Source organism: Rhodococcus sp. LB1 (assembly GCF_001583455.1).
GTDB classification, from domain to species: Bacteria; Actinomycetota; Actinomycetes; order Mycobacteriales; family Mycobacteriaceae; genus Rhodococcus_F; species Rhodococcus_F opacus.
Genome location: NZ_LTCZ01000124.1, coordinates 1 through 12,369, shown reverse-complemented (window position 1 = coordinate 12,369; position 12,369 = coordinate 1). Strand labels below are relative to the sequence as shown.

At 68.0% G+C, this 12,369-nt stretch carries 13 protein-coding genes; 10 read left to right on the top strand and 3 right to left on the bottom strand.

Going from position 1 to position 12,369, the window contains the following annotated elements; translation table 11 throughout:
* Window positions 1–291 (top strand): RNA-guided endonuclease InsQ/TnpB family protein (locus AZG88_RS53785; protein ID WP_231914082.1); only part of this gene is annotated, 291 nt, incomplete at its 5' end.
* Window positions 292–464: 173 nt separating this feature from the next.
* Here AZG88_RS53785 and AZG88_RS18595 read toward each other — a convergent pair.
* Complete coding sequence (locus AZG88_RS18595; protein ID WP_005251293.1) at window positions 465–977, bottom strand: CGNR zinc finger domain-containing protein; 513 nt, start codon at window positions 975–977, stop codon at window positions 465–467.
* A gap of 263 nt (window positions 978–1,240) precedes the next feature.
* Here AZG88_RS18595 and AZG88_RS18590 point away from each other — a divergent pair, with 263 nt between their 5' ends.
* Genes AZG88_RS18590 through AZG88_RS18575 form a run of 4 tightly spaced genes read left to right on the top strand, consistent with a single transcriptional unit; the run spans window position 1,241 to window position 4,976 of the window.
* Entirely contained in the window at window positions 1,241–3,091 is a 1,851-nt protein-coding gene (locus AZG88_RS18590; RefSeq protein ID WP_061698511.1) for a hypothetical protein, read from the top strand.
* A complete protein-coding gene (locus AZG88_RS18585) occupies window positions 3,088–3,282 on the top strand; it encodes a hypothetical protein (protein WP_005251297.1) in 195 nt (64 codons plus the stop codon). Before AZG88_RS18590 ends, AZG88_RS18585 begins: the two co-directional genes overlap by 4 nt.
* Window positions 3,283–3,645: a hypothetical protein gene (locus tag AZG88_RS18580; RefSeq protein ID WP_061698510.1), complete on the top strand. Its 363-nt coding sequence runs from the start codon at window positions 3,283–3,285 to the stop codon at window positions 3,643–3,645.
* On the top strand, window positions 3,642–4,976 hold the full coding sequence (locus tag AZG88_RS18575; protein WP_061698509.1) for a hypothetical protein: 1,335 nt from the start codon (window positions 3,642–3,644) through the stop codon (window positions 4,974–4,976). The genes AZG88_RS18580 and AZG88_RS18575 overlap by 4 nt, the downstream gene beginning before the upstream one ends.
* 15 nt (window positions 4,977–4,991) lie before the next feature.
* Here the strand turns inward: AZG88_RS18575 and AZG88_RS18570 are convergent, their stop codons facing one another.
* Together AZG88_RS18570 and AZG88_RS18565 are read right to left on the bottom strand one after the other, a co-directional pair.
* Window positions 4,992–5,798 (bottom strand): family 1 encapsulin nanocompartment shell protein, encoded by an 807-nt coding sequence (locus AZG88_RS18570; RefSeq protein ID WP_005251300.1) that lies wholly within the window; start codon window positions 5,796–5,798, stop codon window positions 4,992–4,994.
* Window positions 5,795–6,847, bottom strand: a complete 1,053-nt coding sequence (locus tag AZG88_RS18565; RefSeq protein ID WP_005251301.1) for a Dyp-type peroxidase — start codon at window positions 6,845–6,847, stop codon at window positions 5,795–5,797. Before AZG88_RS18565 ends, AZG88_RS18570 begins: the two co-directional genes overlap by 4 nt.
* A gap of 153 nt (window positions 6,848–7,000) precedes the next feature.
* On the opposite strand from AZG88_RS18565, the gene AZG88_RS18560 reads away from it, so the two are divergent.
* The 5 genes from AZG88_RS18560 (at window position 7,001) to AZG88_RS18540 (ending at window position 12,190) form a co-directional block, all read left to right on the top strand.
* Complete coding sequence (locus AZG88_RS18560; RefSeq protein WP_005251302.1) at window positions 7,001–7,426, top strand: pyridoxamine 5'-phosphate oxidase family protein; 426 nt, start codon at window positions 7,001–7,003, stop codon at window positions 7,424–7,426.
* Window positions 7,427–7,623: 197 nt separating this feature from the next.
* Window positions 7,624–8,976 (top strand): MFS transporter, encoded by a 1,353-nt coding sequence (locus AZG88_RS18555; protein WP_005251303.1) that lies wholly within the window; start codon window positions 7,624–7,626, stop codon window positions 8,974–8,976.
* Window positions 8,973–10,025, top strand: a complete 1,053-nt coding sequence (locus AZG88_RS18550) for a Gfo/Idh/MocA family protein (RefSeq protein ID WP_061698508.1) — start codon at window positions 8,973–8,975, stop codon at window positions 10,023–10,025. The genes AZG88_RS18555 and AZG88_RS18550 overlap by 4 nt, the downstream gene beginning before the upstream one ends.
* On the top strand, window positions 10,022–11,074 hold the full coding sequence (locus tag AZG88_RS18545; protein ID WP_061698557.1) for an alcohol dehydrogenase catalytic domain-containing protein: 1,053 nt from the start codon (window positions 10,022–10,024) through the stop codon (window positions 11,072–11,074). Before AZG88_RS18550 ends, AZG88_RS18545 begins: the two co-directional genes overlap by 4 nt.
* Window positions 11,075–11,176: 102 nt before the next feature.
* The gene (locus AZG88_RS18540; RefSeq protein WP_005251307.1) at window positions 11,177–12,190 is read left to right on the top strand and encodes a LacI family DNA-binding transcriptional regulator; all 1,014 of its coding nucleotides are present in this window, start codon (window positions 11,177–11,179) and stop codon (window positions 12,188–12,190) included.
* Window positions 12,191–12,369 lie beyond the last annotated feature (179 nt).

Below are 12,369 nucleotides of genomic sequence, written 5' to 3'. Positions count from 1 at the left end.
TCGTTGTCTCGGGCGATCTCGGATGCGGGTTGGTCCGAGTTCCGGTCGATGCTCGAGTACAAGGCCGACTGGTACGGGCGGCGGGTGGTGGTGATCGACCGGTTCTATCCCTCGTCGAAGACCTGCTCGGTGTGTGGGGTGCTCGCGTCGACGATGCCGCTGACCGTGCGGGAGTGGGCGTGCCGATGCGGCACCGTCCACGACCGGGATGTGAACGCGGCGAAGAACATTTTGGCCGTCGGACTGACGGTGACAGCCTGCGGAGATGGTGTGAGACCGCCCCGCGCCTAGGGTGTGGGGAGGCAACTGTCGGTGAAACAGGAACCTCGGGACGCGAGTCTCGAGGGGATTCTCGGTCGTTCACGGCCGAGAGGACGTCAAGCGGGACAACTCCGGCAACTGGCTGGTGCTCGTGGAGAAGCGGGAGTTCACCGGAGAGGACTTCCCGCACTGAGCGATACGGGTCAGCGCGCCCGGTGGCGTCGAACGGCGTCCCGGTTCGCGCACTTCGGTGAGCAGTACCGCTGGCGGCCGTTGCGGGACGTGTCGGCGTAGATGGCGGTGCACTCCTCGAGTGCGCAGCGGCCGAGCCGGTGCATGCCGCGGCCGACGAGGTGCAGTGCGGTGCCGACCGAGAAGAGCGCCTCGAGCACGCCCGCCAGCGACTGCTGGTCGTCGCGGTAGTGGAGGTGCCAGCCGTCGCCGGCGTGGTTGGTCAGTCGCGGGTAGGCGGATGCCTTCGTGAGCATGAGGTTGACCTGTTCGGCCCGGGCTTCGTCGCTGGTGGTGTCCGCGATCGACGACCACCGGTCGAGCATCGCGAGCACGTCGGCGAGGTCGTCGTCGGTGACGGGGAAGTCGACGACGATGCCGGCGTCGACGCACCGGTCGACGAGTTCGCCGGTCGAGTCGGGTGGGTGATTGGCAAGGTCGGCGGCGAGGGTGACCGCGTACTCGCCGTAAGGGTTGAGATGCACAATGCCATTACATCATGCTGATGGCATGAGCGAACATCACGAACACGACTGGCAGGAAGTATCTCGGCATCGGACGAGCACGGGAGTCGTCACGTACCTCGGCTGTTCGTGCGGGCGGTGGCAGTTATCGCTGGTCCAGGCCTCGCTAGAGGAATCTAGCCATATCTACGTCTGATCCCAGATGTGAATAGATTTGCCTACGAACCGCCGTCTGTCGGGTCGAGGGTCTGGCGTTTTCGGCACGGGGCGCACATAATCACCACGTGAGCCAAGTTACTGTTACTCCGAGTTCACCCATTCTTGCCCAATCGGGCGGAGAGGGTGGCGGTGCGGCGTTCGATCAGATCATCGGAATCTCGGTGGCGACGGCGATCATCACCGTGGGTCTGCTGTGGATCGCGTACCTGCACCGCACACGCAAGATCACGTGGCTGCAGACGGTCGCCGACACGGCCGGACGCGCGCTCGACCGGCCCCCGTGGGTGGCGCTGCCCCTGGTGACGTTCGTCGGGACCATCCTGACGGCGTTCTTCGGTTTCATCTGGGACGTCAGCCTGCACATCGGGCGAGGCCGCGACGACGGGCCGCTCGCAAACCCCGCGCACTACTTCATCCTCGTCGGACTCTTCCTGCTGTTCATCACGGGAATGCTGGCGATGATCCTGCCGCGCGACGAGAAACCCGGTCCGGCGGCGATCAAGATCACGCGCACCTGGTACGTCCCGGTCGGCGGCGTCCTGGTGGCCGGGGCGGGGCTGTACGCCCTCATCGGGTTCCCGCTCGACGACGTCTGGCACCGTATCTTCGGACAGGACGTCACACTGTGGGGGCCGACGCACCTGATGCTGATCGGCGGTGCGGGACTGTCGCTGATCGGCGTCCTGCTCCTGGACTACGAGGGCCGGATGGCCACCCCCGGTGACACGAAGCAGGACAGCAGGCTGATCTGGTTCCTGCGGTGCGGCACGTTCGGTGGCCTGCTCATCGGCCTGTCCGTCTTCCAGATCGAATACGACTTCGGCGTCGAACAGTTCCGCCTCGTCCTGCAACCGATGATGATCGCCGGCGCGGCCGCGTTCACCCTGGTGGCGGCGCGCATCGTTCTCGGACCCTTCGCGGCGATCGTGGCCGTGGCGGTGGCAGGCGTCGTGCGTGCGATCACGGCACTGATGGTGGGACCGGTTCTCGGCGCCCCCACGAACGTGTTCGAACTGTGCCTCGGCGCCGCGGTGCTGATCGAACTGCTCGCCCTGACACCGCTGATCAAGAATCGGGTGGCCTTCGGTGCCGTCGGCGGACTCCTCGTCGCGACGGTCGGGCTGTGGCTCGAGTCGCTGTGGATCGGCGCCGTGTACATCTACCCCTGGCCCACCAGCATGTGGCCGGAGGCGCTGGCCATGGCCGTGCCGGTGGGAATCGCGGCCGGGGCGTGCGGCGCCCTGCTCGGGCGGGTGCTCCGATCCGAGGGGCTTCCGCGTCCCGCGATCAGCCGCACCATCGTCGTCGCCACGGTCGTGGTGATCGCCGGTGCCACCGCCAACGGACTCGTCGCGACCGTCCCGGACAACGCCACGGCGACAATCGCTCTCACAGAGGCCGCGCCGGACGGCGGCCGGATGGTCGACGCGGAGGTGCGCATCGACCCACCCGATCTCGCCGGCGACAATCCCGCCTGGGTGTCCATTCTGTCCTGGCAGGGTGGCCCCGGATTGGGCAACGGATTCACGGTCGACCGACTCGAGCGCACCGGGCCCGGCACCTACCGGACTCACGAACCGGTGCCGGTCCACGGAACGTGGAAGACGTTGCTGCGCGTGCAGGACGGGCGCACGATGACGGCCGTCCCGATCTACCTGCCCAGCGACCCGGGCATCGGCACCGAGGAACTCCCCGCCGTCGCGTCCTCGACCCGCGACTTCGTCCCGGAGATCACCATCCTGCAGCGGGAGCGGAACTTCGATCATCCGTCCTGGCTGTTCGGTGCCGCGTCGCTGGTCGTGCTCGTGTGCACACTTGCGCTGATCACCGCGCTGGCCTGGGGGGCGGGCCGGATCAGCAAGTACACGCAGGGGCAGGCAGCCACCGGCACCCGCGAGGACGTGACGGTGACATGAATCCGGTGAACGACCCGGACGTCGTCTTCCTCGCCGATCACTCGGTGCTGCTGGCGATTCCCGCGTTCGTCCCTGCGTTCCTGGTGGCCGGCCTGGTCATCTACCTGGCGGTCCGGGACCGCAAGGCGGAAGCCGCCGAGAATGCCGAGAGTGCGAAACACGGCCCGAGTGAGAAAGACGAGGAGAATTAGGTGATCAGGCGGTTGGCCGGAGTTGTCGTGGTACCTGCTGTCGTCGTCGCCCTGGTGTCGGGCTGTGGAGGCGACAACGACACTCCGGCAACGGAGGACGGTGTCGTGATCGACGTCGTGATCGACAGCGGCTCGGTCACACCGAACAACGAGCGTATCGAGGCCACGGTGGGGGAGACCGTCACCCTGCGGATCGAGAGCGACGCCGACGACGAACTGCACGTGCACGCCGTGCCGGAGCATTCGTTCGAGATTCACCCCGGAACGCAGGAAACCCAGTTCTCCGTGGACGTTCCGGGCCAGGTGGCGGTGGAGTTGCACGACACGGGTAAGACGGTGGCCACCCTGCTCGTGCGTCCATGACCGTTGTTCTCGCGCACGGCCTCGGTGGATCCACCGACCTTCCGATTCCGTTCACGTATGCGCTGATCGGGGCGAGTTGGGCGCTCACCGTGTCCTTCGTGGTCCTGGCGTTCGCGTGGCGCACCCCGAAACTGGATCCGGACAGTCCCGGGCGCAGACTGCCGGGCTGGGTGACGCGGTTCGCCGACGCGCCGATCACGCGGAACGTGCTGGCGGCGTTCGGTGTGGTGCTCGCGGTGTGGGTGGCCCTCGCGGCGTTCTTCGGACCCGCGGCATCGTCGGAGAATGCACTGCCGGGCGTGTTCTACGTGCTGCTCTGGGTGGGACTGGTCGCGGTGTCTCTGGCGTTCGGCCCGGTGTGGCGGGGGGTCTCCCCGGTCCGCACCGTACACCGATCGGTGTGCGCGGCGATCGGGCGCCCGCCGACCGAAGGCAATGCGCGGTATCGCAACTCGTGGGGCTACTGGCCCGCGGTCGCGGGACTGTTCGCCTTCGTCTGGCTCGAGCTCGCCTCCGGCAACCCGGGTTCCGTTGCCGCCGTGCGCACCTGGCTGCTGGTCTACGTCGTGGTCACGACGGCCGGGGCCTTCGCGTGCGGCGAACGCTGGTGTGAGCGGGGCGATCCGTTCGAGGTGTACAGCACGCTGGCGTCGCGCTTGTCTCCGCTGAGCCGGGATCGGCACGACGGCCGGATCGTGCTGCGCAATCCGCTGGACCACCTGGGATCGATGCCCGTCCGAGCCGGCTCGGTCGCGCTGATGGCAACGCTGCTGGGGTCCACGGCCTTCGACAGTTTCTCGGCGTTCCCGTGGTGGGCGCGGCTGGTGGACGCGATCGGTTCCCCGATCGGCGCGACTCTCGCGCGCACGGCGGGGCTGCTGGTGTTCATCGGCTTCGTCGGGGTGTCGTTCTGGGTGGCCTCGCGGGCCGCGGGCGGACTACGGCCGGAGCAGCGCGCCGCCCTGCCGGGGCTGCTGTCGCATTCGCTGATCCCGATCATCATCGGCTACGTCTTCGCCCACTACCTGACGTATCTGGTGGAGAAGGGGCAGGCGACGGTGATCCTGCTGGCCGACCCGATGGGTCGGGGATGGAACCCGCTGGGGCTCGGCGACGCCGACGTCTGGTACGTGCTGTCCGAGCATCCGGCCGCGACGGCGTCGATCAAGGTGCTGTGTGTCCTCGCCGGACACGTCCTCGGAGTGATTGCGGCACACGACAAATCCGTACGGGTCCTGCCGCGGGGTCATCAGCTGACCGGGCAGCTGGCACTGCTGTTCACGATGGTCACGTACACCTTCGGTGGGCTGTACCTGCTGTTCGGCGGCTGACGACCCCGGCGTGCGTCAGCGTGCGAGGACGACCGCCGCCTCCGCGGTGAGCGAGGCGAACGTGAACGTCTCCTCGAGGTAGAGCGTGACATCGGTGGCGGTGTGGCTGTCGTAGCCGATCGACAGGTCCGTGCCGAGGGTCAGCTGGTTGTCGCCGCCACGAGTGGACAGCACGTACCCACCGCTGATGGCGGGTGCCCAGATGATGTCGCCGGTGACCAGGTCACGCAGGTGGTGGAACACGGGATGTCCCTCGTCGCGGGTCTCGCTGACCGCGGTGTACGCATCGGCGTCGAGCACCACCGAATACGGTCCCTCGACACCGGCGAGTCGCAGCGCCGACAGTGCGGAGGCGACGGCGTCGGGGATCAGCAGCGGATCCTCCGGCAGGCTGAGAACCGGGTTGTCGCTGGACGGTCCGAGTCCGCGGATGCCCGCCTCGTCGAATCCCTGGAAGATCGACTGGTCTTCCGCGAACGCGACGGCCTTCGCGGCGTCCTTGACGGGCTGCCAATCGGAGTCGAGGGAACCCCGGGCGACGTCGTCGACCTCGGCGCGGCTGAGGGTGAACGGGAACCGGAGTTCGACGAGCGGGTCGACCTGCCGCTGCTGCGCCCGGATCCTGCTGTCCGACGTCTTGATCGGGGTGACCCGGCCGAGGTTGTGGGCCGAGTAGGAGTATCCGAACGGTCCCGCGACGTCGACGACGCGTCGACCCGCGACGTGCCGCTTGAACGTGCGGGCGGCCTCTTCGCCGATCTGCTGCCAGGCAACCTCGGTCACGGGTGCCAGGTTGCGGTGCAGATTGCTCGAATCACTCATTGCGATACTCCTTTGAGACCACCGATGTTCAGGGACAGGTCGTACGGGCCGGCCGCGGCGGGCTCGACCGGGTCTTCGGGTGCCGACTCGGCATCGGCCGGCTCGTCGCCCAGCGATTCGAGCACGTCCCGACTCGGCACGAAGAACAACGTGCCGGTGGCCGCCGTGGAGAAGTCGAGGATGCGGTCGTAGTTGCCGGGCGGCTCACCGAGAAACATGCGTCGCAACATCAGCTCGGTGACGGCGGGATCCTTGGCATACCCGATGAAGTAGGTGCCGTACTCGGCCTCGCCGAGGCTGCCGAATGCCATGTTGTCGCGCAGGATGTCGTGTTCGACGCCCTCGTCGTCGACGATGGTGTTGAGGGTGACGTGCGAATTGCCGGGCTGGACGTCGTCGTCGAGTTCGACGTTCTCGAGCTTGGTGCGCCCGATGACCCGTTCCTGTTCCTCGGTGCTCAGCGTGCTCCACTCGCTCATGTCGTGCAGGTACTTCTGCACGATCACGTAACTTCCGCCACGGAAGTCGGGATCCTCGTCGCCGATCAGTGCGGCGTCGGCGGCGTCGTCGTCGGTGGGATTCTCGGTGCCGTCGACGAATCCGAGGAGGTCGCGGGAGTCGAAGTAGCGGAAGCCGTGTACCTCGTCGACCACGGTGGCGGCGGAGCCCAGCGCGGAGACGATCTGGCGGCCCAGTTCGAAGCACAGGTCTTTGCGGGCGGCCTTGATGTGGAACAGGACGTCACCCGGCGTGGAGGGCGCGCTGTGGACCGGCCCGGACAGCGGGACGAACGGATGCAGGTGCGCCGGTTTCGACGACGCGCTCACGCGGTCCCAGAACTGCGCACCGACACCGACCACGCACGACAGTGAGCCGGCGAGTTCGCGAAAACCCACCGCTTTGAGCGGTCCGTCGATCCCGGAGATCACGTCGCACACCGTCGCGCGGTCTTCGTCGGAGTCCCCGGCGACGAGCACCAGGAACAGCGAGGCAGCGCTGGGCGGAGTGAGGACTGCTTGGGGTGCCAATCTCGCGACTGGGCCTGGCATCTGTGTCTCCGTTCACTTCGACGTACGACGCTGCACTGTCCGGAACCTCAGGTCCCATCTAACCGTTTCGAACCGCCAGGTTCCATTCAATCGGTCCGCCGCGCCGCTGCGGGGCGCCGAAGTCTGTCGGTGGGGGCTCCTATCGTCGAGGTCATGCCATTGTCTGTGTCCGAGCGCGAACAGTTTCTGTCCGAGCCGCACATCGCGGCGCTGTCGGTCTCCGCTGGTGAGAACCGCGGACCTCTGACGGTCCCGATCTGGTATCAGTACGCCCCGGGGGGTGATCTGTGGGTACTGACCGGCGCCGGTTCGGAGAAGGCGCGCCTCATCGAGGCGGCCGGGCGATTCACCATGATGGTCGAACGCGTCGACCCCACTGTCCGATACGTTTCCGTCGAGGGCGCGGTGACGCGCACCGTCCCGGGAACCGACGACATGCTGCGGGAGGTCACCGAGCGCTACCTCGCGCCGGAGAAGGTCGACGCCTACCTCGATTTCGCCCGGGCCGAACTCGGCGAACAGGTCGCCATCCACCTCCGCCCCGAGCACTGGCGATCGGCGGACATGGGTCCGGCCTGACCGCGGGGCCGGACGCGTCCTGCTGCCAGTAATGAAAGCGGTATCTGACCGGGACTAGCCGGGAAACGTCGAGCATCTTGCTGTGAACTGTGGGAACTGGAATCCACCTGTGTAATCGAGAAAGCGTTTACAAATTCGGTGACGTGGGTCATAGTAGTCGGGTTCCGGCAGTTTCCCTTCACAGTCAGGAGTTCTCGATGGGCATGACCGAACTCGGCACCGAGCGGTCGACCGCGGTGCCGCACGGGTCGGCAGGGCAGCAGCGCCGCCGGGTGATCAAGGCGAGCGCCGCGGGAACCGTGATCGAGTGGTACGACTTCACGCTCTACGGTCTCGCGGCCGCCCTCGTCTTCGGGCCGCTCTACTTCCCCGGGGCGGGATCCCTGGCCGGCACGATGGCCGCCTTCGGGACGTTCGCCGTCGGGCTCGGTGCCCGCCCGATCGGTGGGCTGGTGTTCGCGCACTTCGGCGACCGGCTCGGTCGCAAGCCGATGCTCCTCATGACCCTGCTCGTCATGGGCGCCTCGACAACGCTGATCGGTGCGCTGCCCACCGCGGACGCGATCGGGATCTGGGCGCCGATCCTCCTCATCGTGCTTCGCCTGTTCCAGGGTGCGGGCGCGGGCGCCGAGTTCGCCGGGGCGATCACGATGGTCACCGAATCCACGGACAGCTCCCGGCGCGCTCTCTCCAGTGCGTATCCGGGGGCCGCGATCTACGTCGGGACCGGCGGCGCCACCATGATCTTCGCGTTGCTCACGCTGATGCCCGACGACCAGTTCCTGTCCTGGGGCTGGCGTATTCCGTTCCTGGCCAGCGCCGTCATCGTTCTCGTCGCCGGCTATCTGCGGTTGAAGGTGAACGAGACCGCCGTGTTCGAGGAGGCCGCGCAGCACGGCGAGGTGGACCGCGCGCCGCTGGTCGAGGCGGTCCGCAACCACTGGCGGCAGATCCTGTGCGGACTTGCCCTGTTCAGCTTCGTGATTCCGTGGGCCTACGTCATGCAGGTCTTCGCGCTCTCGTTCGTGACCAAGACCCTCGGCGTCGATTCCACCCAGGCGCTGATCGGATTGATCGTCGCCGAGTTCTGCGCCATCCCCGTCATCATCGGATTCGGCCGCCTGGCCGACAAGGTCGGCCGCAAGCCGGTCCTGTTGTCCGGCGCGATCTTCGGCATCATCTTCCCGTTCCCGATGTTCATGATGCTCGATACGCGGTCGCCGTGGATGGTCGGACTGGCACTGATCCTCGGCATCTGCCTCGTCCAGGGCACGACGTCCGGTCCGGGCGGTGCGCTGCTCTCCGAACTGTTTCCCACCAAGATCCGGTGGAGCGGCATCGCGATCTCCCGGGAGATCCCGGCCGCCGTGGTCGGCGGCACGATCCCGCTGGTCGCCACCGCCCTCGTCGCCGTCGCGGGCGGGACGCCCTGGCTCGTCGCGAGCTACCTCATGGGCTTGAGCGTGGTCGGGCTGATCGGCATCGCCCTGCTTCCCGAGACCCTCGGCCGGAGCGTGGGTTCGCGCACATCCGTCGAGGTCGCACCGTGACCCGTCGCGTCGTGGTGGTCGGCGCCGGGCTCGCGAGCGCCGCACACCTCACGGCCCTCCGGGCTGTCGGCGCCGAGGTGGTCGGTGTGGTGACGCGCGACGAGACGAGGGCGGCGGCCGCACGCCGGCTGGCACCGGAGGCACGGATACTCCCGAGCGTCGACGCGGCAGCGGGCCTGGACGCCGACACGGCGGTGGTGGTCACGCCGCCGTCGAGTCACCTGGCCGTCGCGTCGGCACTGGCCGAGCGCGGCCTGGACCTGGTGATCGACAAACCGCTGGCGGCCTCGTTGCACGATGCACAGGCGATCGTGGACGTCGCCGAGCGGTCCGGAGTGCGGGCGGCGGTCACGCTGCAACACCGCTACAAGGAGGCGGCGCGTCGCGCCCGGCAGCTTCTGTCGGACGGCGCGATCGGCGCCCTCCGCTCGGCGACCGTCACCGTCCCGCTGTGGCGCCCCGACTCCTACTACGCCGAGGCCGGACGCGGGACCTGGGACCGCGACGGCGGCGGAGTGCTGATCACCCAGGCCATCCACACCCTCGACCTGTACCTGTCGCTGGCCGGCCCGGCGCGCAGTGTCGTGGCCGCGGCTTCCACCAGCCGAGGCCGGCTCGAGGCCGAGGACACGATTCACCTCCTGATCGACCACGGCACGCATGCGGCGTCGGTGACGGCGAGCACGGCCGCGTGGCCGGGCGGTGCCGAGACGATTCACCTCAACGGCGACGCGGGACAACTGCGGCTGGTGGGGGATTCGCTCGACCAGATCGGCGGCGGGGTCCGCCGGGTCGTCGACGGGTCCGTCGACGCGTCCGGCCCGGACCCGCTGTCCATGACGGCGTGGTTCCGGTCGCTGTACGACGACGTCTTCACCAGTTGGGCGGCAGGTGCGGCACCGCTGTCCGACGCCCGGTCCGGGCTGCCCGTGCAAGCGGTGATCGACGCCGCCTACCGGTCCGCCGCGGCCCGCACGATGCCGGTCACTGTCTCCGGGGAGACGCATGACACTGTCTCCGAGGAAAGGGAAAGCGCATGTCAGTCTTGAGTATTCGGGTCGACGGTCCGAACGACTATCGCCTCGATCACGGTGACGTCGCGGCACCCGGCGAAGGGGAGGTGCTCGTCGCACTCGACTCGGCCGGGATCTGCGGCGGTGACCTGTCTCATCTTCGCGGCCGGAACGCCGTCGCCGCCTATCCGACGGTGCTCGGCCACGAATGCGCGGGACGTGTGTCGCGGGTGGGTCCGGGCACGAGTCTCACGGTCGGTCAGCCGGTGATGGTCTACCCGACCACGGGCTGCGGCCGATGCCGCGCCTGCCGAGACGGCCGGATCAACAACTGCCCGAGCATCCGCGTGTTCGGCCTGTCCGACCCACGCGGGTGTTTCAGCGAGGAGTTCGTCGTTCCCGAGACGCAATGCGTGCCCGTGAGCGACTCGGTGCTGGACCGTTTCGGGGCGCTCGTCGAACCGCTCGCCGTCGGAGTTCATGTGGTCCGGCGCGGCGGCGTGTCGGAGGGGGACACCGCGCTGGTCATCGGGACCGGTGCGATCGGTCTCGCGACCACGCTGGTGGCCAGGAGTCGGGGCGTCCAGGTGTTCGGTGTCGATCGCTACACCGAACGTGAGCAGCCCGCCCTGGCGTGCGGGATGAGCGACTTCACGACGGACTCGGGGGCCGCGCTCGAGGGCTGGCTCCGGGACCGGACTGACGCGGTCGACCTGGTCTACGACACGGTGTGCACCGACGAGTCGTCTCGGCTGGCGCTGCGGGTCCTCGCTCCGGGCGGCCGGTACGTCGCGATCGCGTCCGCGAAACCCGGGCACGAACTGACCCTCGACTACAGCGCGCTCTACGCCCGCGAACTGTCCGTCGTGGCCTGCCGGAACTACGTCCGGCAGGACTTCGTCGACGCGGCCGAACTCCTCGAATCGGGGAAGGTGGACGCGTCACCGCTGCACACCGCGACGTTCCCTCTGGACGAGTTCGGTCGCGCGGTCGAGGAACTCGAATCGAACGGCAGCAAGCACGTCAAGGTGCTGCTGACGTCGCGAAAACTGCTCGGAACGCGCGCCTTGTTGCGCACGGAGTGAGCGTCCGCGTGATCCGGGGCCGTCTTCGCGATACGCTGTAAGCGTTTCCACCCGACGAGGTGGGAGACGGTAGCAATGGTGACGAGAGATGTAGAGGCAGCTATGGCTGATCAGACCCGAGTGCCCGCGAGCCGTCGCGTCACGATCAATACCGTAGCGAAGGCAGCCGGGGTCTCGATCGCCACCGTCTCCCGTGTCATGAGCGGCAGCTCGTCGGTGACCCCGGACCTCGCGGCCCGGGTCCACAAGGTCGCCGATGAGCTGTCCTACCGGCCCAGCACCGCCGCCCGCGGACTCGTCCTCGGGTCGCTGAGGAACATGGGCGTGATCCTGCCGGACCTGGCGAACGCGTACTTCTTCGACGTCGTCAAGCAGATGCACCACGGCGCCACCGCCGACGGGTACCGCATGCTCGTCGCCGACTACTCGGGTGACGCGGCGGACGAACTCGCCACCGCACTCGACCTGCTCGGCCAGGTCGACGGCCTCGTGCTGCTCTCGTCGAGGATTCCGACGAGTGGCCTGAAGGAACTCGCCAAGCAGTCGACTCCCGTCCTGCTCGTCAACCGCGTCGAGCTGGAAGTAGATCTCCCCATGGTGGCCGTCGACAACTTCACCCCCATGATGCAGCTGTGCGGGCATCTCGCGAAGCTCGGCCATCGCCGGATCGTCTACGTGAAGGGCTCGGATCTGGCCTGGCAGAACCGCGAGCGGTGGCGGGCCATCGAAATGGCGAAGGTGCTCGGGATCGAGGCGACGGCGGTGCCGTCGGACGGCACCATCGAGGGTGGCTACGACGTGGTGGAAGAAGCACTCACGCACGAACCGACCGCTCTCGTCTGCTTCAACGACCTGACCGCGCTGGGCGTCATCTCGAAACTGCGTGAGCGCGGACTCCGCGTCCCCGAGGACATTTCGGTCACCGGCTTCGACGACATCGACATGGCGCGCCACCTGGCGCCGCGCCTGACCACGGTGGTCAGCCCGAAGATCGACCTGGGCGACCAAGCGTGGTCGCTGATGCGCGCGGCCCTGAACAACGAGACCACCACGTCTCCGCCGCTGATCCCCGCCGACGTCGTCATTCGCGAGTCGACGGGGCCCGCCTCGAGCTGAGCCGGGTTTCAGACGGCGGCGAGGCCGTTCGCCGCGGCGTGGACCGCCTCCTTCGGGTCTGCGGCCCACCAGCGGTCGCTGAGGATCTCGACCTCGACAAGTCCCCGATAGCCGGCGTTCCTGCAGTCGGCGACGAATCCGGTCATGTCGATGCACCCCTCGCCGGGCATGCCGCGGCT

Coding starts and splice junctions, on each gene's coding strand:
- AZG88_RS18560 (WP_005251302.1), top strand. CDS start 7,001: ATGCCATTGTCTGTGTCCGAGCGCGAACAGTTTCTGTCCGAGCCGCAC.
- AZG88_RS18565 (WP_005251301.1), bottom strand. CDS start 6,847: ATGCCAGGCCCAGTCGCGAGATTGGCACCCCAAGCAGTCCTCACTCCG.
- AZG88_RS18585 (WP_005251297.1), top strand. CDS start 3,088: ATGAATCCGGTGAACGACCCGGACGTCGTCTTCCTCGCCGATCACTCG.
- AZG88_RS18540 (WP_005251307.1), top strand. CDS start 11,177: ATGGCTGATCAGACCCGAGTGCCCGCGAGCCGTCGCGTCACGATCAAT.
- AZG88_RS18575 (WP_061698509.1), top strand. CDS start 3,642: ATGACCGTTGTTCTCGCGCACGGCCTCGGTGGATCCACCGACCTTCCG.
- AZG88_RS18555 (WP_005251303.1), top strand. CDS start 7,624: ATGGGCATGACCGAACTCGGCACCGAGCGGTCGACCGCGGTGCCGCAC.
- AZG88_RS18570 (WP_005251300.1), bottom strand. CDS start 5,798: ATGAGTGATTCGAGCAATCTGCACCGCAACCTGGCACCCGTGACCGAG.